This window comes from Streptomyces sp. NPDC057438 (assembly GCF_042802995.1).
Classification (GTDB): domain Bacteria; phylum Actinomycetota; class Actinomycetes; order Streptomycetales; family Streptomycetaceae; genus Streptomyces.
Window position 1 is genome coordinate 58,924 of the sequence record NZ_JBHVDD010000021.1, and the last position, 24,910, is coordinate 83,833.

The 24,910-nt window shown below is 71.0% G+C and carries 20 protein-coding genes; 10 read left to right on the forward strand and 10 right to left on the reverse strand.

Annotated elements, in window-relative coordinates; genetic code table 11:
* Window positions 1-62: 62 nt before the first annotated feature.
* Window positions 63-1,607: a peptide MFS transporter gene (locus ACFU5F_RS14805; protein ID WP_383886836.1), complete on the reverse strand. Its 1,545-nt coding sequence runs from the start codon at window positions 1,605-1,607 to the stop codon at window positions 63-65.
* A 728-nt stretch (window positions 1,608-2,335) separates the two neighbouring features.
* On the opposite strand from ACFU5F_RS14805, the gene ACFU5F_RS14810 reads away from it, so the two are divergent.
* Together ACFU5F_RS14810 and ACFU5F_RS14815 are read left to right on the forward strand one after the other, a co-directional pair.
* On the forward strand, window positions 2,336-3,013 hold the full coding sequence (locus tag ACFU5F_RS14810) for a response regulator transcription factor (protein WP_037726315.1): 678 nt from the start codon (window positions 2,336-2,338) through the stop codon (window positions 3,011-3,013).
* A gap of 193 nt (window positions 3,014-3,206) precedes the next feature.
* Complete coding sequence (locus tag ACFU5F_RS14815; RefSeq protein WP_383886838.1) at window positions 3,207-4,475, forward strand: ATP-binding protein; 1,269 nt, start codon at window positions 3,207-3,209, stop codon at window positions 4,473-4,475.
* Window positions 4,476-4,604: 129 nt separating this feature from the next.
* Here the strand turns inward: ACFU5F_RS14815 and ACFU5F_RS14820 are convergent, their stop codons facing one another.
* Complete coding sequence (locus ACFU5F_RS14820; RefSeq protein WP_383886840.1) at window positions 4,605-5,147, reverse strand: GtrA family protein; 543 nt, start codon at window positions 5,145-5,147, stop codon at window positions 4,605-4,607.
* A gap of 264 nt (window positions 5,148-5,411) precedes the next feature.
* Here ACFU5F_RS14820 and ACFU5F_RS14825 point away from each other — a divergent pair, with 264 nt between their 5' ends.
* From ACFU5F_RS14825 to ACFU5F_RS14840, 4 genes are all read left to right on the forward strand, one after another.
* Window positions 5,412-6,551, forward strand: coding sequence for a 5-(carboxyamino)imidazole ribonucleotide synthase (locus ACFU5F_RS14825; RefSeq protein ID WP_383886842.1), 1,140 nt, complete (start codon window positions 5,412-5,414; stop codon window positions 6,549-6,551).
* Window positions 6,548-7,072 (forward strand): 5-(carboxyamino)imidazole ribonucleotide mutase, encoded by a 525-nt coding sequence (gene purE / locus ACFU5F_RS14830; protein WP_383886844.1) that lies wholly within the window; start codon window positions 6,548-6,550, stop codon window positions 7,070-7,072. Before ACFU5F_RS14825 ends, purE begins: the two co-directional genes overlap by 4 nt.
* A 47-nt stretch (window positions 7,073-7,119) precedes the next feature.
* Window positions 7,120-8,307 carry a dipeptidase gene (locus tag ACFU5F_RS14835; RefSeq protein ID WP_383886908.1) on the forward strand — a complete coding sequence of 396 codons (1,188 nt, stop codon included), beginning with the start codon at window positions 7,120-7,122 and terminating at the stop codon, window positions 8,305-8,307.
* 171 nt (window positions 8,308-8,478) lie between these two features.
* Window positions 8,479-9,729: a dipeptidase gene (locus ACFU5F_RS14840; protein ID WP_383886846.1), complete on the forward strand. Its 1,251-nt coding sequence runs from the start codon at window positions 8,479-8,481 to the stop codon at window positions 9,727-9,729.
* 73 nt (window positions 9,730-9,802) lie between these two features.
* Here the strand turns inward: ACFU5F_RS14840 and ACFU5F_RS14845 are convergent, their stop codons facing one another.
* Window positions 9,803-10,165, reverse strand: a complete 363-nt coding sequence (locus tag ACFU5F_RS14845; RefSeq protein WP_383886847.1) for a VOC family protein — start codon at window positions 10,163-10,165, stop codon at window positions 9,803-9,805.
* Between the two features lie 105 nt (window positions 10,166-10,270).
* Between ACFU5F_RS14845 and ACFU5F_RS14850 the strand changes: the two genes are divergently transcribed.
* Window positions 10,271-10,777, forward strand: a complete 507-nt coding sequence (locus ACFU5F_RS14850) for a CGNR zinc finger domain-containing protein (RefSeq protein ID WP_383886849.1) — start codon at window positions 10,271-10,273, stop codon at window positions 10,775-10,777.
* Between the two features lie 135 nt (window positions 10,778-10,912).
* Here ACFU5F_RS14850 and ACFU5F_RS14855 read toward each other — a convergent pair whose 3' ends face one another.
* On the reverse strand, window positions 10,913-12,256 hold the full coding sequence (locus tag ACFU5F_RS14855; protein ID WP_383886850.1) for a UDP-glucose dehydrogenase family protein: 1,344 nt from the start codon (window positions 12,254-12,256) through the stop codon (window positions 10,913-10,915).
* A 219-nt stretch (window positions 12,257-12,475) separates the two neighbouring features.
* Here ACFU5F_RS14855 and ACFU5F_RS14860 point away from each other — a divergent pair, with 219 nt between their 5' ends.
* A complete protein-coding gene (locus tag ACFU5F_RS14860; RefSeq protein WP_383886852.1) occupies window positions 12,476-13,633 on the forward strand; it encodes an acyl-CoA dehydrogenase in 1,158 nt (385 codons plus the stop codon).
* A gap of 176 nt (window positions 13,634-13,809) precedes the next feature.
* Window positions 13,810-14,175 carry a four-helix bundle copper-binding protein gene (locus ACFU5F_RS14865; protein ID WP_383886854.1) on the forward strand — a complete coding sequence of 122 codons (366 nt, stop codon included), beginning with the start codon at window positions 13,810-13,812 and terminating at the stop codon, window positions 14,173-14,175.
* A gap of 67 nt (window positions 14,176-14,242) precedes the next feature.
* Here the strand turns inward: ACFU5F_RS14865 and ACFU5F_RS14870 are convergent, their stop codons facing one another.
* Entirely contained in the window at window positions 14,243-15,514 is a 1,272-nt protein-coding gene (locus ACFU5F_RS14870; protein WP_383886856.1) for an LCP family protein, read from the reverse strand.
* Between the two features lie 130 nt (window positions 15,515-15,644).
* The gene (locus ACFU5F_RS14875; protein ID WP_383886857.1) at window positions 15,645-17,006 is read right to left on the reverse strand and encodes an LCP family protein; all 1,362 of its coding nucleotides are present in this window, start codon (window positions 17,004-17,006) and stop codon (window positions 15,645-15,647) included.
* A 211-nt stretch (window positions 17,007-17,217) separates the two neighbouring features.
* On the opposite strand from ACFU5F_RS14875, the gene ACFU5F_RS14880 reads away from it, so the two are divergent.
* Complete coding sequence (locus tag ACFU5F_RS14880) at window positions 17,218-18,246, forward strand: glycosyltransferase family 2 protein (protein ID WP_383886859.1); 1,029 nt, start codon at window positions 17,218-17,220, stop codon at window positions 18,244-18,246.
* Window positions 18,247-18,343: 97 nt separating this feature from the next.
* Here ACFU5F_RS14880 and ACFU5F_RS14885 read toward each other — a convergent pair whose 3' ends face one another.
* The 4 genes from ACFU5F_RS14885 to ACFU5F_RS14900 all read right to left on the reverse strand — a co-directional run bounded on the left by ACFU5F_RS14885 (window position 18,344) and on the right by ACFU5F_RS14900 (window position 24,802).
* The gene (locus ACFU5F_RS14885) at window positions 18,344-20,044 is read right to left on the reverse strand and encodes an LCP family protein (protein ID WP_383886861.1); all 1,701 of its coding nucleotides are present in this window, start codon (window positions 20,042-20,044) and stop codon (window positions 18,344-18,346) included.
* Window positions 20,045-20,322: 278 nt separating this feature from the next.
* Window positions 20,323-22,077, reverse strand: a complete 1,755-nt coding sequence (locus tag ACFU5F_RS14890) for an LCP family protein (RefSeq protein ID WP_383886863.1) — start codon at window positions 22,075-22,077, stop codon at window positions 20,323-20,325.
* A gap of 243 nt (window positions 22,078-22,320) precedes the next feature.
* Window positions 22,321-23,514, reverse strand: a complete 1,194-nt coding sequence (locus ACFU5F_RS14895) for an LCP family protein (protein WP_383886865.1) — start codon at window positions 23,512-23,514, stop codon at window positions 22,321-22,323.
* A 532-nt stretch (window positions 23,515-24,046) separates the two neighbouring features.
* Window positions 24,047-24,802, reverse strand: a complete 756-nt coding sequence (locus tag ACFU5F_RS14900; protein WP_383886867.1) for a TIGR03089 family protein — start codon at window positions 24,800-24,802, stop codon at window positions 24,047-24,049.
* Window positions 24,803-24,910: the final 108 nt, after the last annotated feature.

Consider the following 24,910-nt stretch of genomic DNA (forward strand, 5'->3'; position numbering starts at 1 on the left):
CGGGAAAGGGCCGCCGCACCCGGAGGTACGACGGCCCTGCCCGTGTTCAGCCGGAGGCGGGGTCAGTTGACGTCGCCCGTGAGGGCCCTGACCTTCTTGCGGTACATGTAGATCGCGAAGCCGGCGAGGACCGCGAGGGTGGCCTCGACGGCGACCATGCCGGTGCCGCTGAGGTCGAAGCCGCCGACGGCCGGGTTGGAGAGCAGACCGGTGATCGAGTCGCCCGCGGTGACGGCGAGGAACCACACGCCCATCATCTGGCCGGCGTACTTGGCCGGGGCCATCTTCGTCGTCACCGACAGGCCGACCGGCGAGAGGCACAGCTCACCGACGGTCTGGATGAAGTAGATGCCCACCAGCCACATCGGGCCGGCCAGGGTGCCGTCGGCCGCCATGCCCAGCGGGATCAGGAAGAAGAAGAACGAGACGCCGATGAGCACCAGGGCCATCGCGAACTTCACGGCCGTGCTCGGCTCCCTGCCCTGGCGGTTGAGCCACAGCCAGAGCCAGGCGAACACCGGGGCCAGGGCCATGATGAACAGCGGGTTCAGCGACTGGTACCAGGAGGTCGGGAACGCGAAACCGAGCAGCGAGCCGGCCACCTTCTGGTCGTTCGAGCCGAAGGCCTGGACCGTGGACGCGCCCTGGTCGTAGATCATCCAGAACACGGCGGCGGCGACGAAGAACCAGATGTAGCCGGTCATCTTCGACTGCTCGGCGGTGGTCAGTTCCTTGTCCCGCTTGATGCGCAGCAGCACACCCGCCGGGACGACCAGGCCGATGACGGTCAGCGGGATCATCGCCCAGTTCAGGGTGAAGTGGCCGCTGAGGCCCACGGCGCCGTAGAAGAGGGCCGCGACGGCCAGCCAGAGCAGTCCCTTGCGCAGCCAGGCGGCACGCTCCTCGCCCGCCAGCGGCTTGGGGACGATGTCGCTGGTCGGGCTCAGGGTCCGGCTGCCGGCGAGGAAGACGGCGAGACCGATGGCCATGCCGACCGCGGCCAGGCCGAAGCCGAGGTGCCAGTTGACTTCCTGGCCGACGGTGCCGATGGCCAGCGGGGCGAAGAAGGCGCCCGCGTTGATGCCCATGTAGAAGATCGTGAAGCCGCCGTCGCGCCGCGGGTCACCGGGGCCGTCGTAGAGGTGGCCGACCATCGTGGAGATGTTGGCCTTCAGCAGACCGGAACCGGCCGCGACCAGCGCCAGGCCCGCGAAGAACGGTGCCTGACCGCCGGGCAGGGCGAGCACCAGGTGCCCGGACATGATCGTGACGGCGGCGATCGCCACCGTCCTGCGGGGTCCCCAGACACGGTCGCCGAGCCAGCCGCCGGGCATCGCGAGCAGGTACACCATCGCCGAGTAGACGGCGACGATCGTGGTGGTGGTGGCCAGGTCCATGGCCAGGCCGCCGCCCATGCTCCCCTTGCCGGCGTCGGGGCCGCCGGAGAGCAGGTAAACGGTGAGGAGGGCCTTCATGCCGTAGTAGGAGAACCGCTCCCACATCTCGGTCATGAAGAGAGTGGCCAGTCCGCGGGGGTGGCCGAAGAAGGTGGCCTCGGTGCCGGGGGTTCCCCGGCCGGCCGGGTCCTTCGTCAGGCTGGACGCCATGGTCGTTCCTTGCAGATCGGGACGGCGCACGTTTGGGGGCGCGCGCCCGGTGGTGGGGCGGCCGGTACCGGACGGCCGGAACGTCCGCCCCACCACACGGGGGTCCGCCCCGGTCACGGGACGGCGGACGGCGACCACCGGGATCACGCCCCTCTACGCGCGTTGACGCGTCGATGCGTCCCGCGTGTCCGGGGCCCGGCCACCGGTCATAACGTGCAGGTCATTACGCACAGTCATGACCTGCGCGTCAGTGCACGCGTGTCAGTGCACGCATGTCATGACGCGCAGGTCATTACGCACAGGAAAGAGACCTTCCGTGCGGATATGCCGCCGAAGGTCCTCTCGTGTCGCTACAGGCGTTCCGTCACCATACGTCAGAAGGCCGCGCGAAAAGGAAGGGCTTGAGAGGGGGATCACAGGTAAGAACGCAACCGTGGGCATGTATTCGAAGGTCCCAGCTGGGTTCTGGGTATGCAGGCGCAGGTGAGGGCCGGGCGTTGGGTGGTGCCGGAGCGCCATGTCCACGGGATCGTCGCGCGATCCGCACAGATTCCGGGTGCCTCCTTCACATGACGTCACAGGGTGGTGTGGATCTTCACCGGCGGCGGGACGAATCGCCCGCCGCAGTGGATCATGCGCCGGAAAGGTGAGAGAACCCTCGGACAAGGTGTGAATCCCGCTTGCCGATCACCCTCCACCTGCGGTTCTCGTCGGACTACCATCACCTCATGACCCGTGTACTGCTCGCCGAGGACGACGCGTCCATCTCGGAGCCGTTGGCTCGCGCACTGCGCCGGGAAGGGTACGAGGTGGAGGTCCGCGAGGACGGCCCCACCGCGCTGGACGCCGGCATGCAAGGCGGCATCGACCTGGTCGTCCTCGACCTGGGGCTGCCCGGCATGGACGGCCTGGAGGTGGCCCGCAGGCTGCGCGCCGAGGGGCACACCGTGCCGATCCTCATCCTGACCGCGCGCGCCGACGAGGTGGACACCGTCGTCGGCCTCGACGCGGGCGCCGACGACTACGTCACCAAGCCCTTCCGGCTGGCCGAGCTGCTGGCCCGTGTCCGGGCGCTGCTCCGGCGCGGTGCCGCGGAGCCGGCGCAGCCGCCCGCCACCCACGGGGTGCGGATCGACGTCGAGTCGCACCGGGCGTGGATGGGCGACGAGGAGCTGCAGCTCACGGCCAAGGAGTTCGACCTGCTGCGCGTGCTCGTCCGCGACGCGGGCCGGGTCGTCACGCGTGACCAGCTGATGCGGGAGGTCTGGGACACCACATGGTGGTCGTCGACCAAGACCCTCGACATGCACATCTCCTGGCTGCGCAAGAAGCTGGGCGACGACGCGGCGAATCCCCGGTACATCGCGACCGTGCGGGGCGTCGGGTTCCGGTTCGAGAAGAACTGAGGGCGGCTGGGGGCTGACCCGGGCGCCTCGCGGGTGCGGGGCGCGTGTCGGCTGCGGGCCCGTCGTGGCTGGTCGCGCGGTTCCCCGCGCCCCGTGCGGGGCTTCGCCCCGGCACCGGCCCCCGCTCCGCGGCGAGCGCAGGGTGCCGCACAATCAGAGGTCCAGGAAAACCCGCCCCGCCCGGAGGGCAACCGTGCGCCGCCGTCTCATCCAGTCCACCCTCGCCGTCGTCCTCGTCGTCATCGCCGTCTTCGGCGTCTCCCTCGTCATCGTCGAGACCCGCACGATCAGCAACAGCGCGCAGGAGCGGGTGGAGTCCGAGGCGGTCCAGCTGACGAGCATCGTGGACAGCCGCATCATCGGCGACGAGCGCATCACAGCCGAGGTCCTCCGGGACCAGGTCGGCGACCAGCGCTACGCCCGCATCGAGATCCCCGGCCAGTCCACGATCGAGATCGGCGAGAAGCCCGTCGGCGACGTCATCAGCCACCAGGCCAAGGGCGAGAAGGACGAGGTCGTCACGGTCGAGGAGTCCCGCTCGGCGGTCAGCCGCGAGGTCGGCCGTACGCTGCTGATCATCGCGGCGGTCGCCCTGCTCGCCGTCATCGCCGCGGTCCTCCTCGCCGTACGGCAGGCCAACCGTCTCGCCTCGCCGCTCACCGACCTCGCCGAGACCGCCGAACGGCTCGGCTCGGGCGACCCGCGCCCCCGGCACAAGCGGTACGGCGTCCCGGAGCTGGACCGGGTCGCGGACGTCCTGGACTCCTCCGCCGAGCGCATCGGCCGCATGCTGACCGCCGAGCGGCGCCTCGCGGCGGACGCGTCCCACCAGCTGCGCACGCCGCTGACCGCGCTCTCCATGCGGCTGGAGGAGATCACCCTCACCGACGACCTCGCCACGGTGAAGGAGGAGGCGCACATCGCGCTCACCCAGGTCGAGCGCCTCACGGACGTCGTGGAGCGGCTGCTCACCAACTCCCGCGACCCCCGCAACGGCTCCGCCGTCACCTTCGAGCTGGACGAGGTCATCAAGCAGCAGTTGGAGGAGTGGCGGCCGGCCTACCGCAGTGCCGGACGGGCCGTCGTCAGCTCGGGCAAGCGGCACCTGCAGGCCGTGGGCACGCCGGGTGCGGTCGCCCAGGTGCTGGCCGCGCTGATCGAGAACTCGCTCATGCACGGCGGCGGCACGGTGGCCCTGCGCACCCGTGTCATCGGGAACCAGGCGGTGATCGAGGTCACGGACGAGGGGCCCGGGGTGCCCGCCGACCTCGGGGCGCGGATCTTCGAGCGCGCGATCAGCGGGCGCAACTCGACGGGCATCGGGCTGGCCGTGGCGCGCGACCTCGCGGAGGCCGACGGAGGGCGCCTGGAGATGCTGCAGGCGCAGCCGCCGGTGTTCGGGCTGTTCCTGTCGCGGACGCCGGTGAGGACGCCGTCCGGCGACGACCGGCCCGTCCGGTGACCCTCGGCGGCGCCTGTCCGTGACCGTGGGGGTCCTCCCGGGGCTCCCGTCCGTGACCGTGGGCGTTTCCGGGGCTCCCGTCCGTGACCGCGTGATCCTCCGGGGCTCCTCCCCGCGCCGCGTCACCCCTCAGCGGCGCTTGCCCGTGACCGCCGGCGGGTGGGCGGCCTCCGCTTCGAGGAACGACTCCGCGCTCGCCACCGCCTCGCGCGCCGGGAGCGCCCGGAACACCCAGGTGCGGTACGACCAGAACCGGAACAGGGTCGCCACGCCGATGCCGAGGAACTTGAAGACGTTGGACTGCAGCGGGCTGTCCCAGTCGAAGCCGTACGTGGCCGTGTAGAGCACCCCGTTCTCGATCACCAGTCCGACCGCGCTGAACAGCAGGAACAGCGACATCTCCTTCGTACGGCCGCTCTTGTCGCGGTCCCGGTACGTGAAGTAGCGGAAGCCGACGTAGTTGCACGCGATCGCGACGACCGTCGCTATGACGCTGGCCCGCACGACCTGCAGGTCCGTGGTGTGCCGTACGAGGTTGAACACCGCGAGGTTGACCAGCAGCCCCACACCGCCCACCGCGCCGAACTTGACGACCTCGCGTACGAGCAGGTCGATCCGGCGGCGCAGGGCGCCGTGGGGCCGCGTATCAGGCCCTGAGCTGGTATGTCCCATCGTGTGCGGCCCCCGTCGCTCGGTCCGGTCGGTGTCGTGCCGGTGGTCGGCCGGTCGTCGTCCCGTCCGAAATGAGTTGATCTTCGGTTGAAAATCCACTGGTCCAGCCATGCTAACCAGCACCCCTGGGCAATGCCTGTGCGGAACCTCACAGCCGGGACACGAGGGAGGTCCCGGGGCTGTTCCGGGGCGGTCCGGCGGGGAAACGGGCGGGGAGAACGGGCACCCGGGAGTGGCCGATTCCATGGCCGATACCCTGGGGGCGTGACGTTCCCGGTAGTCGGCATGGTCGGCGGGGGGCAGCTCGCTCGTATGACACACGAGGCGGGCATCCCGCTCGGCATCAGGTTCAAGCTCCTCAGTGACACCCCTCAGGATTCCGCGGCGCAGGTCGTCGGCGATGTCGTCATCGGCGACTACCGCGACCTCGACACGCTGCGTGCGTTCGCGCAGGGCTGCGACGTGATCACCTTCGATCACGAACACGTACCCACCGAGCACCTACGGGCTCTGGAGGCGGACGGCATCCCCGTGCGCCCCGGCCCGGACGCGCTCCAGCACGCCCAGGACAAGGGGGTGATGCGGGCGAGGCTCATGGAGATCGGCGTGCCCTGTCCACGGCACCGCATCGTCGCGGACCCCGACGACGTGGCCGCGTTCGCCGCCGAGGGTGAGGGATTTCCGGTCATCCTCAAGACGGTCCGCGGCGGCTACGACGGCAAGGGCGTCTGGGTCGTCCGCTCCGCCGAGGACGCCGCCGAGCCGTTCCGCGCCGGGGTCCCGGTCCTCGCGGAGGAGAAGGTCGACTTCGTACGGGAGCTGGCGGCCAACGTCGTACGGTCGCCGCACGGCCAGGCCGTCGCGTACCCGGTCGTGGAGTCGCGGCAGGTGAACGGCGTCTGTGACACCGTCATCGCGCCCGCCCCCGACCTGGACGAGGCACTCGCCCTGAGGGCCGAGGAGATGGCCCTGCGCATCGCCAAGGAACTGGACGTGGTCGGCCACCTCGCCGTCGAGCTGTTCCAGACCCGCGACGGACGCATCCTCGTCAACGAGCTGGCCATGCGCCCCCACAACTCCGGCCACTGGAGCCAGGACGGCGCGATCACCTCGCAGTTCGCCAACCACGTACGGGCCGTCCTCGACCTGCCGCTGGGCGACCCGCGCCCGCGCGCGCGGTGGACCGTCATGGTCAACGTCCTCGGCGGCGACTACCCCGACATGTACTCCGCGTACCTGCACTGCATGGCCCGCGACCCCAAGCTCAAGATCCACATGTACGGCAAGGACGTGAAGCCCGGCCGTAAGGTCGGTCACGTCAACACCTACGGCGACGACCTCGACGACGTGCTGGACCGCGCCCGTCACGCCGCCGGATACCTGAGAGGCACGATCACCGAATGAGCCCCGTCGTAGGCATCGTCATGGGGTCGGACTCCGACTGGCCCGTCATGGAGGCCGCCGCGCAGGCCCTCGCCGAGTTCGAGATCGCGTACGAGGTGGACGTCGTCTCCGCGCACCGGATGCCGCGCGAGATGATCACCTACGGCGAGGACGCCGCGGGCCGGGGCATCAAGGTGATCATCGCGGGCGCGGGCGGCGCCGCCCATCTGCCCGGCATGCTCGCGTCCGTGACCCCGCTGCCGGTCATCGGCGTGCCCGTGCCGCTGAAGTACCTCGACGGCATGGACTCGCTGCTGTCGATCGTGCAGATGCCGGCCGGGGTGCCCGTCGCCACGGTCTCCGTCGCCGGGGCCCGCAACGCCGGTCTGCTGGCCGCGCGCATCCTCGCCACGCACGACGAGGAACTCCTCGGCCGGATGCGCGAGTTCCAGCAGGAGCTGAACGACCAGGCGACCGAGAAGGGCAAGCGCCTGCGCGCCAAGGCCGAGGGAGCGGGCAGCGGCTTCGGCTTCGGGAAGTAGGCGCGGCGGACATGACGAGGATCACGGGGGACACGGGGGAGATGGCCATGACATCGCTGGAGGCGGCCCGGGAGCTGCTGCGGGAGTTCCCGGTCGCGGACGGGCACAACGACCTGCCCTGGGCCCTGCGCGAACAGGTCCGTTACGACCTCGGCGCGCGGGACATCGCCCTCGACCAGAGCGCGTTCCTGCACACCGACCTGGCACGGCTGCGCGCGGGCGGGGTCGGGGCGCAGTTCTGGTCGGTGTACGTGCCCTCGAACGAGACGTTCCTGCCCGTGGCGGTGTCCGCCACCCTTGAACAGATCGACTGCGTACGGCAGTTGATCGACCGTTACCCCGCCGAGCTGCGGGCCGCGCTGACCGCCGCCGACATGGAGGCGGCCCGAGCCGAGGGCCGGGTCGCCTCGCTGATGGGCGCCGAGGGCGGCCACTCCATCGACAGCAGCCTCGCCACCCTGCGGGCGCTGTACGCGCTCGGCGTCCGCTACATGACGCTCACCCACAACGACAACATCCCCTGGGCGGACTCCGCGACGGACGAGGCGGCGGTCGGCGGACTGTCGGCCTTCGGCCGGGCGGTCGTGCGGGAGATGAACCGCGAGGGCATGCTCGTCGACCTCTCGCACGTCGCCGCGACGACGATGCGCGACGCGCTCGACACCTCCGCCGCCCCGGTGATCTTCTCCCACTCCTCCTCGCGGGCGGTCTGCGACCACCCCCGCAACATTCCGGACGACGTCCTGGAGCGGCTCCCGGCCAACGGGGGAGTGGCGATGGTGACGTTCGTGCCGAAGTTCGTGCTCCAGGCCGCCGTGGACTGGACGGCCGACGCCGACGAGAACATGCGCGCCCACGGTCTGCACCACCTCGACACCACCCCCGAGGCCATGGCGGTCCACCGCGCCTTCGAGGAGCGCAACCCCCGCCCGGTCGCCACGGTGTCCACGGTCGCGGACCATCTCGACCACATGCGCGAGGTCGCCGGCATCGACCACCTCGGCATCGGCGGCGACTACGACGGCACGGCCTTCACCCCGGACGGCCTCGGCGACGTCTCCTGCTACCCGCACCTGATCGCCGAGCTGCTCGACCGAGGCTGGTCCCGGACCGACCTGGCCAAGCTGACCTGGCGCAACGCGGTCCGGGTGCTGGGCGCGGCGGAGGACGTGGCCCGGGACCTCCAGGCCCGGACGGGCCCGTCGAACGCGACGCGGGAACAGCTGGACGGGTGACACGGCCGCGGCCGCACGGGTGACCCCGGGCGCCGCCGGGCCTCACCCGGCTGGCGTACGGCGGCCCCGCCGCCGCCGGTCAACCCGAACGCGCCACCCACCAGGAACGAGGGCGGCCTCCGTGCCACGGTGACGAGTACTGCGATCACCCAACGGCTACGGAGGTCCGCCATGGCAGATCTGCAGGACGAACTGCACGCCGCGGGGGAGGCCGGCGAACTCGACCCGCCCCCCGACACCACCCACGCAGGGCCCGGGAAACGCGGCCACCGGCCGCCGGGCGCGGAGCCCATAACCCCCGGCGACGGGGGGACGGCGGGCGACCACCCCGGCGGCGGGCGCACCGAGCCCGACGGCGACCGGGCCGAGGACGCCGCCCGCGCCACCGAGCCGTCCCCGGAGTCCTCCGGGCCCTCCGACGAGCTGGCCGAGGCGCACGCCTTCCTCGTCGCCCACCCCGTGGCCGACGGCTACAGCGGACTGCCGTGGGTGCTGCGCCAGCTGCCCCGGTACGACCTGGAGCTGGGCGAGGGCGGCGTGGACACCGACGTGCCGCGGATGCGCAAGGGCCACATCGGCGCCCTGTTCTGGTCGCTGCACCTCCCGGAGGGCCCGACGGGCGAGCGGCCCGTCGACGCCACCCTGGAGCAGCTGGACCTGGTCCGGACGGTCGTCGACGCCCACCCCGAGGGGCTGCGGCTGGTGAACAGCGCGGGGGAGACCACCGACGCCCGCAACCGCGGCCGCGTCGCCGTGCTGCTCGGCCCCGCCGGAGCGTCGGCGATCGGCGACTCCCTGGGCATCCTGCGCTCCCTGCAGGCGCTCGGGCTGAAGGCCCTCACCCTGGCCGGCGCGTCCTGGGCGGGCGAGTCGGGGCTGAGCCGGTTCGGCGAGGAGGTGGTCCGGGAGATGAACCGCATCGGCGTCCTCGCCGACCTCTCCGGCGCCGGAGAGGCGACCGTGCGCCGGGTGCTCGCGCTCTCCCGCGCCCCGGTCGTGTGCACCCGCTCGGCGGCCGGCGCCCTCCGGGCCCACCCCGCCAACCTCTCCGACGAGCTCCTCGCCGCGCTGGGCCAGGCACGGGGGCTGTGCATGGTGCCGCTCACCGCCGAGCAGACCGGCCCGTCCGTCCGCGATGTCGCCGACCACCTCGACCACGTGCGCGCGATCGCCGGACCCGAGTGCGTGGGCCTCTCCGGCACCTACGACTCCGGCGCCGCCCACCCCGAGGACCTCACCGACGCCTCGTGCTACCCCCGTCTGGTCGCCGAGCTCATGCACCGGGGCTGGTCCGAGGCCGACCTCGCGCTCCTGACCTGGGGCAACGTCCAGCGGGTCCTGCGCACCGCCGACTTCACGGCACGGGCGGCCCGGGACCGCCGCGAGGCCTCGACGGCGAGGATCGCGGAGCTGGACGGATAGCCGCCGACCCGCGCCCCTGCCCGCCGACTCAGGGGCGCGGGAAGGCTCATCGGCTCCGGAGTCAGCTCCGGAGTCAGCTCCGGCACAGACAGAACGGATGCCCCGCGGGATCCGCGTACACCCGGAACCCCCGCTCACGGTCCTCCGCGTCCAGCACCGTCGCTCCCAGCGCCAGCACCTCCTTCTCCGCCGCGTCCATGTCCGCCACGTTCAGGTCGAGGTGGAACTGCTGCGAGCGCTCGGCCGAGGGCCACTGCGGCGCCACGAACCCGGGCGCCTCCTGGAACGCCAGCCGCACACCCCCGCCCGGCACCTCCAGGTCCACCCAGTCCCCCTCCCCGCTGACCTTCCCGCCGATCACCTCGGCGTAGAACCCGGCGAGCGCGGCCGGGTCGGGACAGTCCAGAACGACGACGTCCAGCTTGGCGATGGCCATGGCCTTCTCCCTGTTCGTTGCTGCGCGTGCACTGCGGTTACCTGTAGAGGAGGGTAACCAGTAACGGTTACCTCATGCACGCGGATAAGAGGTAACGTCCCGGGTATGAGTGCGAGAGCGTCCGCCCCCGGCGGCCTGGCCCTCGTCGAGAGCCTGGTGAACACGCTGGACCTGGAGACGGGCGCCGACAGGCTGGACACCCCGGAGAGCCGCGCCCGCCTCGGCCTGGCGCCCGACGAGGACCTCACCGCCGTACGCGAGCTGCGGGAGTCCCTGCGGGCGACGCTGCTGGCCCACGCCGGTCACGCGCCGCACGGCCCGGTGACCCCGCTCGGCGCGCTCCTGGCCGCCGCGCCCCTGATCGTCGCGGTCTCCGCCGAGGACGGCTCCGCGATCCTGCGTCCCGCCACCGAGCCGGCGTCCCTCGTCTCCCGCGTGGCCGCGGCCGTCGCCCAGGCCCTCACAGCGGGCACCTGGCAGCGGCTCAAGGCATGCGAGGCCCCCGACTGCCACTGGGCGTACTACGACCGCAGCCCGGCCGGCCGGGGCCGCTGGTGCTCGATGCAGGTGTGCGGCGCCCGCGCGAAGATGCGCCGCTACCGCGCGAAGTAAGCGCTTCGCCCCCACCGGCGCCCGGAACCGTGGAGAATGCGGGGAGACGCCGTTCCGGCCGACTGAGCCTCGGCCGGAGCGGCGTCGCCCCGTCCTGTCCTCCGGGGACTCCGTGGCTCGGCCGTGGGTACGGCCCTACGCCGTCGGCCGGCCCATCGCCCGGTACATCCACCCCGCCCGCCGCCACAGCTCCGGGTCGAGCGCGTTGCGGCCGTCCAGCACGAGCCGGGCCGCCGCCACCTCGCCCAGCGCCGCCGGGTCCAGCTCGCGGAACTCACGCCACTCCGTCAGATGCAGCACGATGTCGGCGTTGCGTACGGCCGCGAGCGCGGAGTCGGCGTATCCGAGCGTCGGGAACAGCCGCCGCGCGTTGTCCATGCCCTTGGGGTCGTAGACGGTGACCTGGCCGCCCTGGAGGTGGATCTGCCCGGCCACGTTGAGGGCGGGGGAGTCGCGTACGTCGTCGGAGTCGGGCTTGAAGGTCGCGCCGAGCACGGCGACCCGCTTGCCCAGGAAGGACCCGCCGCCCAGCGCCTGCCGGGCCAGCTCCACCATCTGACCGCGCTGGCGCATGTTGATGGAGTCGATCTCCCGCAGGAACGTGAGTGCCTGGTCGGCGCCCAGCTCGCCGGCGCGGGCCATGAACGCCCGGATGTCCTTGGGCAGACAGCCCCCGCCGAACCCGATGCCGGCCCGCAGGAACTTCTTGCCGATCCGGTCGTCGTGCCCGATGGCCTCCGCCAGCTTGGCGACATCGCCCCCGGCGGCCTCGCACACCTCCGCCATGGCGTTGATGAAGGAGATCTTGGTGGCGAGGAAGGAGTTCGCGGAGGTCTTCACCAGCTCGGCGGTCGGGAAGTCGGTGACGACGAACGGGGACCCCTCGGTCACCGGCGTCGCATACACCTCCCGCAGCAGCTTCTCGGCCCTCTCGCTCCGCACACCCACCACGATCCGGTCCGGGTGCAGCGTGTCGTTCACGGCGAAGCCCTCCCGCAGGAACTCCGGGTTCCAGGCCAGCTCGGCCTCGGCCCCGGCGGGCGCGTGCTCCGCGAGGTAGGCGGCCAGCCGGTCGGCGGACCCCACCGGCACCGTCGACTTGCCGACGACCAGGGCCGGACCCGTCAGATGCGGGGCGAGCGAGGCGAAGGCCGCGTCGACGTAGGACATGTCACAGGCGTACTCGCCGTGCCGCTGCGGGGTGTTCACGCAGACGAAGTGGACGTCGCCGAAGGCCGCGACCTCGGCGTAGTCGGTCGTGAAGCGCAGCCGCCCGCTGGAACCCTCGGTCCCGGCCACATGCCTGCGCAGCAGCTCCGCGAGACCGGGCTCGTACATCGGGACCTCGCCCCGCCGCAGCGTGTCGATCTTCTCCTCGACGACATCGAGCCCGAGCACCTCGAATCCCAGCTCGGCCATGGCCGCGGCGTGGGTCGCGCCGAGATAGCCGGTGCCGATCACGGTGATCTTGAGGGCCATGGAGTGCTCCTGGGATGTCCTGCCGGGGCGTGTACGCACACACAGCCGCGTGCGTGCGTGGACGTGAGCATAGTCGGGGCGTGTCCGGGCCCTTCACCGGGCAGATTCCCCCTCGACGAGGGGCCGCGACCTGTCGTCAAACTCACGTACCGGTCCTGAGGGCCGACCTTTAAAATTTGAGTTACTTAACGGTAGTTAGCGTCAGGAGCGTGAGAGACCTTGGCCGGATCGGCTGATTTCGACCTGTACCGCCCGTCCGAGGAGCACGACATGCTCCGTGACGCGATCCGTGCCCTCGCCGAGGCGAAGATCGCGCCCCACGCGGCCGCCGTGGACGAGGAGGCCCGCTTCCCCCAGGAGGCGCTGGACGCGCTCGTCGCCAATGACCTGCACGCCGTGCATGTGCCCGAGGAGTACGGCGGCGCCGGCGCCGACGCGCTCGCCACGGTCATCGTGATCGAGGAGGTGGCCCGCGCCTGCGTGTCGTCCTCCCTGATCCCGGCCGTCAACAAGCTGGGTTCCCTGCCCGTGATCCTCTCCGGCTCCGAGGAGCTGAAGAAGAAGTACCTGGGCCCGCTCGCCAAGGGCGACGGGATGTTCTCGTACTGCCTCTCCGAGCCCGACGCCGGCTCCGACGCGGCCGGCATGAAGACCCGCGCGGTCCGCGACGGCGACTTCTGGGTCCTCAACGGCGTGAAGCGCTGGATCACCAACGCCGGCGTCTCCGAGTACTACACGGTCATGGCCGTCACGGACCCGGAGAAGCGTTCCAAGGGCATCTCCGCCTTCGTCGTCGAGAAGTCCGACGAGGGCGTCTCCTTCGGCGCCCCGGAGAAGAAGCTCGGCATCAAGGGCTCCCCGACCCGCGAGGTCTACCTCGACAACGTCCGCATCCCCGCCGACCGCATGATCGGCGAGGAGGGCACCGGCTTCGCCACGGCGATGAAGACCCTGGACCACACCCGCATCACCATCGCCGCCCAGGCCCTCGGTGTCGCCCAGGGCGCCCTGGACTACGCCAAGGGCTACGTCCAGGAGCGCAAGCAGTTCGGCAAGCCGATCGCCGACTTCCAGGGCATCCAGTTCATGCTCGCCGACATGGCCATGAAGGTCGAGGCCGCCCGCGCCCTGACCTACCAGGCGGCCGCCAAGTCCGAGCGCGGCGACAAGGACCTCACCTTCCAGGGCGCCGCCGCCAAGTGCTTCGCCTCGGACGTCGCCATGGAGGTCACCACGGACGCCGTCCAGCTCCTCGGCGGCTACGGCTACACCCGCGACTACCCGGTCGAGCGCATGATGCGCGACGCCAAGATCACGCAGATATACGAGGGCACGAACCAGGTCCAGCGGATCGTCATGGCCCGCAACCTGCCGTAATCCCTTCGGCGCAGTCCGTGCACAGCCCCCGGCACCCCGCCGGGGGCTGTTGTCTTCCGGGGCGAAAGGGGCGGATCGTTTCCGTCCGCCCGATGGCGGACGGGGGCGGTCGGGCGTAGGACGGAAGTGCACGGGGTCCGCCCCGGACCCCGCTCCCACCACCCCCAGGAGGAGCCATGACGCAGCACGCCGGAGCCATGACCACGATGAGCAAGGAGATGCAGGAGTGCGTCAACGCCTGCATGACGTGCCACAGCATGTGCGAGGAGACCATGAGCTCCTGCATGCAGGCCGGCGGCCAGGCCCAGATGCAGATCATGCGCGCCCTGATGGACTGCGCCGAGATGACCCGCATGTGCGCGGACATGATGATGCGGCGCTCGCCGCTGTCCGCCGAGATGTGCGCGATGTGCGCCCGCGCCTGTGACATGTGCGCGGAGGCGTGTATGTCCATGCCGGACGATCAGCAGATGATGCGCTGTGCCGAGGCGTGTCGCCGCTGCTCCGAGACGTGCCGGACGATGGCGGGCGCGACCGCCTGACCCGCACGGCACACGGCCGAGGGGCACCCCGCCACGGGGTGCCCCTCGCTCACGCGGGTGGTCCGGGTCAGCTGTCCGACACCGTCACCGTCTCGTCGTTCTTCAGCTGCTGCACCAGCTGCTTCACCTTCGCGGTGTTCCACTGGAGGTTGCCGTTGCCCGCGTTGCCCGAGATCGGCATGTTCATGGACTTGCCGTCACCGCCGGTCACGCCCTTCATCGCCCAGAACATGTCGGCCAGGTCGAACAGGCTCATGTCCTTGTCGACGATCAGGGTGTCCAGGCCCGCGCCCATCGTCGGGTACAGCTTGAAGGGGTTCAGGACCGTGCTCGGCGTCGCCGTCTGGCTGGCGAGTGCCGCGAGGAACTTCTGCTGGTTCTTCGTACGGTCCAGGTCGCTGCGCTTCAGGGCGTAGCGGGTGCGGACGAAGGCGAGGGACTGCTCGCCGTTCAGCGTCTGCTTGCCCGCCTCGAAGTTGGCGCCGGACTTGGTGTCCTTCAGACCGCCCTTGGGGATGTCGATCTCCACACCGCCGACCGCGTCGACGATGTTCGCGAAGCCCGCGAAGCCGATCTCCACGTAATGGTCGATGTGCAGGCCCGTGTTGGCCTCGACGGTGCGGACCAGCAGCTCGGGCCCGTCCTCCGCGTAGGCCGCGTTCAGCTTCACCTGGCGGCCGGTGCCCTTGAACGTCTTACCGGACTCGGAGCCGACGAACGTGGGGATCACGACGTTCGAGTCACGGGGCAGCGAGATCAGCGTCGGGCCGTTGGACCCGGTGTGCAGGATCATCATCGAGTCCGTGCGCTTGCCGTCGGCGGAGCCGGTGTGGAGCTCCTTCTTCTGGTCGGCGGACAGGCCCTCGCGGCTGTCGGAGCCGACGATCAGGTAGTTGGTGCCCTCGCCCGCCTCCGGCCGGTCGATGACCTTGGACAGATCGACCTCGCGGTTCAGCTTGGAGTCGGCCCAGAAGTACGTGCCGATCGTCGTCGCGAGCAGCACCACGGTGACCGTGATCGCCGTCAGCTTGATACGACGCCGCCAGTCCGGCGCGGGACGGTCGCCCCGGCCACCGTGGCCGCCCGGACCGCCGGTGCCGCCGGCGCCGTAGACCTGGCCGGTGTTGTAGTCGCTCCGGTAGTTGCCGCCGTACTGGTCGGGGCCGTTGTTGCCGTAGCCGTCACCGTACGGGTCGCCGTACGACGGCTGCTGGGGCACACCACCCTGAGGGGGTGCCGACGGGCCGCGACGGACCTGGCGCATCACACGCGGACCGTCGGGCTGGGCGAAGTCGCCGCCGCGGTTGTTGCCGGACCATCCCTCGGGCCAATCGTTCATGCGCCCCAGTGTGCCGGGTCCGGCCATGCCCTTTACAAGGGTCGATGAAAAACAAAGGCAGGGCTGTTGCGAAGCCGACACAAATTGCACGGTTTTGTAGGGGAGCAGGCGCTTCGGATGATCGGGGTGCTCAGGAGCACGAGACCTGGTCGCCCCGCACCACGCCCGACTCGCCCTGCCCGGGGTTCTCCGCCCGCACCTTGCGGACCTGCTTGAAGTCCGTGCCGGCGACCACTCGGAGGGTGGGGCCCTGGGCGCGCACCGGCCGCAGTTCCGAGCCCGGGAGGGCGGTCGCGAGGGAGTGGGCGGAACGGTCCCAGCGGGGGTCGTAGACGACGACCGTACGGCGGACGTCCTGCCGCGGGGCGTTGACCGGTGTCTTCGTGGTGCGGAAGCCGGTGGCGGCCAGCTGGCGGTCCACCTTCCCGCCGAGGCCGGGGACGGCCGTGCCGTTCTCCACCTGGACGCGGATCTGCTGCGGGGCGACCTCGACGAGGGCGTGCCCGCCGCGCGCCTTGTAGGGGGCGAGCGGGCGGTCGTCGCGCAGGGCCTGGAACAGGCGGGCCGCCTTCGCGTCGTCCCACTTGAGGGTCGAGCCGATGCCCTTCACGGCGTACCCCATGCGCCCGATGGGCACGGTGGTGAACTCGGAGGAGGCCGGGGTGAGGTTCCGCAGCGCGCGGCCGAGGTCGATCAGCTCGCCGGTGCCGAACTCCTTGTCGGCGCGGACGGAACCGAGGACGGCCTGCGTGATGTCCCGGAACTTCATCGGGTTGAGCAGGACTCCGGAGGAGGTGGCCTGGGACATCAGCGACGCCATGAAGCGCTGCTGGCGCTTCATGCGGCCGAGGTCGGAGGAGCCGTCGGCGTGCCGGGAACGGACGTACTGCAGGGCCTGGCCGCCGGTCAACTCGTGGGTGCCGGCGGCGAGGTCGAGCCCCGTGTAGGAGTCCTTGAGGGGCTGGGCGGTGCAGATCCGGACACCGCCGAGGACGTCGACGGTCCGCATGAAACTGGTGAAGTCGACCTCGACGTAGTGGTCGATCTTCACCCTGGTCATGTGCTCGACCGTGCGCACGGTGAGCTGCGGGCCGCCCTCCGCGTAGGCCGCGTTCAGCTTGATCGGGTGGCCCTTGTGGGTCCTGCCCGTGGTGCGGTCGGTCCGCGCGGGCGTCTCGGCGTACGAGTCGCGCGGCAGGCTCACGACGCTCGCGCGCTCCCGGTCCTCCGAGATGTGCACGATCATCATCGTGTCCGTGCAGTGGCAGGGGGCGCCGCCCAGCCGGTACTTCCGCCGCTCCTCCTCGCTGATCCGGTCGCGGCCGTCGGTGCCGACCAGCAGGACGTTCATGCCGTGCCCCGCCTCGGGCCGGTTCTTCATGTCCTTGAAGGCGTCGACCCGCTTGATCTCGCCGTCCAGGCGGGTCACCACCGCGTGCCCGATGCCCGCGGCGGCCAGTACCACCACGGAGAGCGTGGTCACGGCCCGCATGGCCCAGCTCCGCCGCCGCGGTGGCACGGGAGGGCGGGGCTGCTGCGGGCGGGCTGGGCGGCGGGGCGGTGTGGACACGGGGGACACCTCCGCGAGACCGGTGAGGGAGTCAGGGAACCGTGAGCACCGTAGGGCCCCGGGATCGGTGCCCCGTCCACGCGACCGGGCGGCGCGCGTCGGTGTCCCCCGTTCGCGGTAACGTGAGCCCTCTATGAACGCCAAGCCCGACGTGCCACTCCCCGCCGTGTCCGTGATCATGCCCGTCCTCAACGAGGAGCGGCATCTGCGCGGAGCCGTCCAAGCGATCCTCGCTCAGGAGTACGCAGGCGAGACGGAGGTCGTGATCGCCCTGGGTCCGTCCACGGACCGCACGGACGAGATCGCCGCCGAGCTCGTGGCCGAGGACCCGCGCGTGCACACCGTCCCGAACCCCACCGGGCGTACGCCGGCCGCGCTCAACGCCGCGATCAAGGCGTCCCGCCACCCGATCGTGGTCCGTGTCGACGGCCACGGCATCCTCTCGCCGAACTACATCGCCACCGCCGTACGGCTCCTGGAGGAGACCGGCGCGCAGAACGTCGGCGGCATCATGCACGCCGAGGGCGAGAACGACTGGGAACACGCGGTAGCCGCCGCGATGACCTCGAAGATCGGCGTCGGTAACGCGGCCTTCCACACGGGCGGGCAGGCCGGCCCGGCGGAGACGGTCTACCTGGGCGTCTTCCGGCGCGAGGCGCTGGAGCGGCAGGACGGATACAACGTGGAGTTCATCCGCGCCCAGGACTGGGAGCTGAACTTCCGCATCCGGGAGGCGGGCGGCCTCATCTGGTTCTCGCCCGAGCTGCGCGTGTCCTACCGGCCGCGGCCCAGCGTGAAGGCGCTCGCCAAGCAGTACAAGGACTACGGGCGCTGGCGGCATGTCGTCGCCCGCTACCACGAGGGCTCCATCAACCTGCGGTATCTCGCCCCGCCGACCGCGGTGTGCGCGATCGCGGCCGGTGTCGTGGTCGGCGCTCTGCTGACCCCGCTGGGCTTCGTCGTCCCCGGCGGCTACCTCGCGGCGATCGTCGCGGGCTCGGTCCCGGCGGGCAAGGGGCTGCCGCTCAAGGCCCGTCTGCAGATCCCCGTCGCCCTCGCCACCATGCACATGTCCTGGGGCTTCGGCTTCCTCACCAGCCCCAGGTCCCTGGCACGCAAGGTCATCGCCTCCCGCCGCCCCGCGGTGCTCGCCGAGAGCTGAGCCCGGAGCAGCACGACACCCCGGGCCCCTCCCGTCCGTCGAGAGGGGCCCGAGGCGTGTGCGCGCCTTCCGGGCGAAGCCCGAGCGTGTACGGCACCTACCAGGTGAAGCCCGGGTTGACCTCCATGCAGGCGTCCGTCTTCGCCCCGTTCAGCGCGTCCGCCGACTCCGGGGTCTTGTCGTCCGTCTTCGCGGCCTTATAGGTGTCGCCCTCGCGCCAGTCGGCGCCGACGAGCAGCGTGACCCCCGTGACGTCGGCGGACTTCTCCACCTGGCCCAGCGGGATGCCGAGCGCCTTGGCGACCGCCTGGGCGTCGCCCTCCAGCTCCGCGCTCGGATAGCGCACGACCGTCTTGTCCTCGACGACCGCGGTGGTCGCGTCGGACGTGGACTTGGCGAAGCCGTCCTTGACCAGGAGCTGCGACACCGTGTGCGCGCGGCCGCTGACCGGGGCGAGAGTGGACGTCATGGTGCCGTTGCGCACCAGCACGCCGATCTGGTCCTTCGCCGCAGCCGGGTCGTCGGAGCCCGCCTCCACGGCGGCGGTCCTCTTCTCGTCCTTGCCGTCCAGCGCGATGTCCTCCCGCACCAGCCGGAACAGCTTCTCCGCGTCGCCCTCCTTCGGCACGACGCGCGCGCCGACGTACGTGAACGGCATCGTCGTCATCGTGATCCGGGCCGGCTCGACCTTGCGCAGCTCCGTGCTGAGGTCGTAGAGCTTGGCGACGTCACCGAGACCGTCGTCGACGGTGAGGGATTCGGTGGCCTTCTCGGCGAGCCTGCGCAGCTTGTTGGGGTTGGTGATCGTGGCGTTCTCGCGCAGCTCGCGGACCATCGCGTTCATGTACTGGTGCTGGGCCTTGGCCCGCGCGATGTCGCTGCCGTCCTCGAAGCCGTACCGGGTGCGCAGCCACTGCAGGGCCTGCTTGCCCTTGATGTACGTGGTGCCCTTCTCCAGCTTCAGCCCCGAGCCCTTGCCCTCGCTGGTGTGCGAGTAGATGTTGGCGCTCACGCACACCGGCACACCGCCGATCGCGTCGGCCATCGACACCACACCGGCGAAGTCGACCATCATGAAGTGGTCGACGCGGATGCCGGTCAGCTTCTCCCAGGTGGCGACCGTGCAGCCGGGGCCACCGCGTTCCAGCGACTGGTTGGTCATCGCGTGGGTGAGAGCCCCGTACACCTCGCCGCTGTCCGGGTCGGTGCACTTGGGGATGTCGAGCAGGGTGTCCCGGGGCATGCTGACGACCGACATGTTGCTGCGGTCGGCGGACAGGTGCAGCAGCATCTGGACGTCGGCCAGCGGGGGGCCGTCGAAGGTGTCCCGGGCGCCGCCGAGCTTCTGGTTCTCCTTGGTGTCCCGCGCGTCCGAGCCGATGAGCAGGATGTTCAGCGGGGTCTGCCCGGCCGCGTTCGGGGTGGGCTCGGCGATCTTCGTGTCGCCGAGGTTCAGCTTCTCCTTCTTGATGTTGCCGTTGAGGTGCCGGTAGTAGAGATAGCCGGCACCCGCGGTGCCGAGTATCACGACCGCCAGGACCGTCGCCGACCAGCGCAGCATCCGTCTGCGCCGGGGCTTCGCGCCCGTCTTCGCGCGCCCCCGCCCACCGCCGTCACCGCCGTCGCGGCGGTTGCCCCGTCTCTGCTCCGGGACCTTGACGTCCGCGTCGCCGTCCGAGCCGGACGAGTCGCCGTCCGAGCCGGCCGAGCCGTCCTCCGGCTCCAGGTCCCCTTCCTGGTCGCCGGGTTCCTCGACGCGCGGTCGCCCCCCGTCCCCGCGCACGTCACTCCGTACCATCTCCCTGCCCCTCCCCACCCTGCTGTGACGGGGCCGCCCCCGCCTCCTGTTGGACTGTCGAGACCCCGGCTCGGATGTACTCATGTTCTGTTGAACGCGTCATGTGTTCCGACCGGATGACACGCGGACATGGGTCGCTGCGGCGGCACGGGCCGCCCCACGGCATCACGACGACATCAGAACCGACCGGCCGGGCGCGTTCCCGCGCCCACCCGGTGAGTCACCGACTCTCGACTGCACTTGCGTCCGGAAAGACGCGCCACGACCCCCTCAGGTCATCAACTGGCGCACTTTTCCTTGTCCGCGGTGTTCTTCTCGACGTCCAGATCCGCCGCGGACGTCGCGTCCAGCGGCACCCCTGCTCCCTGGAAGTCCTTGCCGAGGGTCAGCACCATCGAGGGCAGCCCCTGGGCGTTGGTCTCGCTGTTGCCCTTGCCGGGCTTCAGCGCGGACGCGGACAGACCCATGAGGTCGGCCAGCTTGCGCGCCTGGTCGGCCTGGCCGGGGTCGTACGCGAGGGTCGTCTTCGACAACGTCTTGTCGGCGTTGCCGAGCTGGCTCGACTTGGTCACGCCCACATCATTCTGCAGCCAGCTGAGAGTGGCCTGTGCGCTGCCGGCCTCGGCACCGCCGTTGTAGACGCTGACCCGGACCTCGGAGGCGTCGGCACGCTTGCCCTTGAGCTTCGCCGCCTCCTTCGCCTTCTTCTGCTTCTTCACCTCGGTGAGCGAGATGTCGTTCCGGATCGTCGAGAACAGCTGCTCGGCCTTCTGCGGCATGGGCAACACGGTCGCGCCGTCGGTGTTGTCGACGACCGGGACGGTGGTGAAGGTGATGTTCTTCGTCTTCACCTTGCCGACCTCCTGGCCGAGCGAGGCCAGCTTCTGGATGTCGGTGATCGTGGAGTCGACGGACAGCGCGCTGGTGGCCGCCTCGGCGAGATTCACCACCTTCGTCGGGTCGGTGAGCGTGTCCTCGGACTTCATCTGGCGGATCATCGAGCTGAGGAACTGCTGCTGCAGCTCGATCCGGCTCAGGTCGCTGCCGAGGCCCACGCTGTAGCGGGTGCGCAGGAACGCCAGCGCCTGCTCGCCCTGGATGGTGTGCTTGCCCTCGGAGAGGTCGAGCTTGGACTTGGAGTCCTTGATGGGCTTGGCGAGGCAGACCTCGACGCCGCCGATCGCCGTGGAGAGCGTCTTCACCGCGTTGAAGTCGGCCACCATGAAGTGGTCCGATTTGATGCCGGTCAGCTCCTCCACGGTGCGCATCGTGCAGCTCGGAGTGCGGCCGTACTGGCCGAGGCTGGTGTTGAACCGGACGTTCTGGGTGCCCCGGATGTTCTTCTTGGAGCCGTCCTCCTGCGTGGTCAGACAGTCCGGGACGTCCACGATCATGTCGCGCGGGATGCTCATCGCGGTCGCGTTCGAACGGTCCTTGGAGACGTGCAGCAGGATCGTGGTGTCGGCGTGGCCGACGCTGTCCTTGTCGCCGTAGCTGCCGTTGCCCGCGCCGGTCCGCTTGTCGGTGCCGATCACCAGCAGGTTGATCGCCCGGTCCTTGCTGAAGCCGCCGGTGCTCGCGCCGTCGTCCGGGATCTTGTCGATGTTGCCGTTGAGGTGCTGGAGGTACAGGTAACCGCCGGCGGTCACCCCGACCAGCAGGAAGGCCAGCGTGCCGCCCGTCCACACCAGGATCCGTTTGCCCGTCGACTTCTTGGGCTTCGCCTTGGTCCTGCCACGGCCGCCCCGGCGGCCCGGCAGCGGGTCCTCCTCGGGCGTGCCCCGCCGGCGCCGGGGGCCCGGCAGCGTGTCGGGGATCTCCCGGGTGTCCGTGCCCGCCGACGCGGAGCGCGCGGAGGCGCCCGCCGTCACCTTGGCCCCCGCCGTGGCGGGCGCCGCCCGGCGCGGCCTCGGCACCGCCGACTGCGGTGCGGAAGGGCTCAGTCGCAGTTCGTATTCACCGGTGTTCGGGTTGAGTACCCACTGGTCTGCGGGGTCGATGTCGTCCGCCCGCCCACGGCCTTGCGCGTCCACGGTTGTCTGATTCCTCCGTCGGGGCCACGCGGCGCCTTCCCCCTCAAAGGACGCTCGGGTCTCGATACAACTGGTGCGCGACCGAAGGGCCGACGCACCGGATCGCTCACACTAGCCGCCCGATCAGGCGTCAAGCGACGGCGGTGACAAATTGCACGTCCCTACACCTGGGCAATCTGCCCATTTCCTAGAGCATTTGTTCCTGGTGTTGACGCGCGCTTTACCTGCGGAACCGCTTCGGGGTCACGCGCAGTCCTTCTCCGCGGCCGTGCTCCCGCGGAAAGTCGGCACCGGATCCGGTGTCCCGGACGGGCTTCCCGAAAGCCGTTCCGTGCGCCCTGCCCGCTTCCCGCCGGGCAGTTCCCGGGCGATGGCCAGGGGCTCGTCGGCGCGCAGTCGTGCGAAAAGTCTTCGTGCCGCCGGTTCGACGAGCTCATCACGATTGGCGTCGTACACATACGACTTCCTGGGAACGGTCAGGAATTGCACCTTTTCCATGGGAATCGTGCGCAGACCGCGCACAAGGTCGTAGAGCCCGCGCAGACTCGCCAGTCCGGGGTCCGTGGTGAGCGACGACGTGGCCGCGTCCAGGACCGGATACAGCTTCACCGGATTCAGCAGGACGTCATTGCCGCGCACCTTCGCGGCCAGCGCCCCGAGGAATCGCTGCTGCCGGTCCATCCGTTCCGTGTCGCTGCCGTCCCCGAGCGACTTCCGGGCCCGTACGTACCCGAGCGCCTGTTCCCCGCTGAGTTTCACCCGGCCCGCGGGCAGCCGCAGATCGGCCTGTTCGTCGTGAATGGGTTCGGCGAGGCACACCTCGACCCCGTCGACGGCGTCGACCATCTCCTTGAAGCCGTTGAAGTCCACGACGACGTGATGGTCGATCCGGATGTCTGTCATCCGCTCGACCGTCCGGACGGTACAGGCCGAACCGCCCATCTGGAACGCGCGGTTGAACATGGTGAACGCCGGTTCGGTGCGGCGTCCGTCCGCCCGGCGGCAGCTCGGCACGTCCACCATCAGGTCCCGGGGCAGCGACACCGCGGTCGCGCTCCGCCGGTCGGCCGCGAGATGCAGCAGGATCGTGGTGTCCGACCGCTCGGTCCCCGAGTCGCGTCCGTATTCGTCGTTCCCGTTGCCCGCCCGCGAGTCCGACCCGATGACGAGAATGTTCTGCGCGCCGCGCACGAGCGCCGTCGGCCGCTCCTTCTCGAACCGTGCCAGCTCGTCCGCCGCCGTCCGGTCCGACGTGATGTTCCCGTCCAGCTTCCGGTACGCCACCCACCCCACGCCCACGGCCCCGACGACCAGCAGCCCCACCCCGCCCGCGACCCAGCGCGCCCACCGCCGACGCCGACGCCGGGGCCCGGCCCCGGTGGGCGATCCGCCCGCACCGGGCCCCAGCCCCACCGCCCTGCCTCCGGCGTCGTCCACTTCCGGCCACCCCTCACCGTGTACGAGAGAGTCGCTGCACCTACGACGATGGCGCGAGGGGGGCGTGGAGGCGGCCGGGGCTGGGCCGAATGGGGGAGGGGTGCGGGGCGGTCGAGGGGGAGGAGGCGGCGTTCTGCGGCCTGAGTCCGAAAGGGCGGGGCTGCCTGGTGGGCCTGAGTCCGGAGGGGTGGGCTGTTCCGTGTCGGAGCGGCGGGAAGGGCCGCGCCGCCCGAGGGACCCGAGCGGCACCCGCGCCCGAAAGGGGCGCGGGGAACTGCGCGAGCAACCCACGACTACCCGCAGCCGCTGGGGGAGGGGTGGTCTGTTCCGTGCCGGAGTGACGGATAGGGCCGCGCCGCCCGAGGGACCCGAGCGGCAGCCGCGCCCGAAAGGGGCGCGGGGAACTGCGCGAGCAACCACCCGCCACCCGCAGCCGCCCGATCGCCGCACCCCCACGGCCTCACCGCGTCACGGCACCACCGAGAGCCACGTCACCAAGAGCCCCGCCCCCGAGCCGCCCCGGAGCGGAGCGTCACCGCGCGGTCGCGGTGACCCGCTCACTCTCGACCCGCTTGGCCAGCGCGTCCTCACTCAGCTCCCCGAGATGCCGGCACAGCACCACGGACCCGCCGCTCGCGAGCGGCCCGTACAGCCCCGCGGACAGCCCCTCCCACGTGTCGTAGCCCAGCCCCGACAGCAACCGGGACCCGGGCCCCGTCAGCCCCAGACCCCCCGCCTCCGCCCGGGCCCGCTCCACGACCTCCGCCCCGCTGAACTCCCGCCCGGCCACGACCAGCGCCGCCTCCTCGGGATCCACCGGCGCGTACGCCACGAACCGGTCCCCCTGCGAGGGCACTTCCACGGCATAGTCGGCGAACCCGGCCGGGGCCTGCGGGAAGCGTCCCCCGAGCGGCCGCAGCGCGAGAGCGATCCGCTCCCCGGAGCACGCCCGGGCCGCGTCCAGCGTGTCCGGCCCGCTCACCACGACATCGGCCGCCCCCGGGTCCGCGCCGATCTCGGCGACCACCCCCACGGACGAACAGGCCAGCAGCCACACCGCCGTCTGCCAGTGCGCCGGCAGCAGCAGCGCGACCCGGTCGCCCGGCTCCGCCGACAGTTCGCCCTGGAGGAGGTTCGCGGTCTTGGCCACCCAATTGGCGAAGGTGGCCACGGACAATTCGACCCGCTCGCCCGTGGCGTCGTCGTAGAAGGTCACCAGGGGGCGCGCGGGGTCCGCGGCAAGCGCGGATCGCAGCAGGTCGGCAGGGGTGCGGTCGGTGGCGTTCACCCGCGTAAGCGTACGCGGGGACCCGTCCGCCCGCGGCCCCGGGCGGACCGGAATCGCCACCGGTTCGGCGGAGCGCAGCCGACGGGCCGTCAATTCCGCAATGGACAG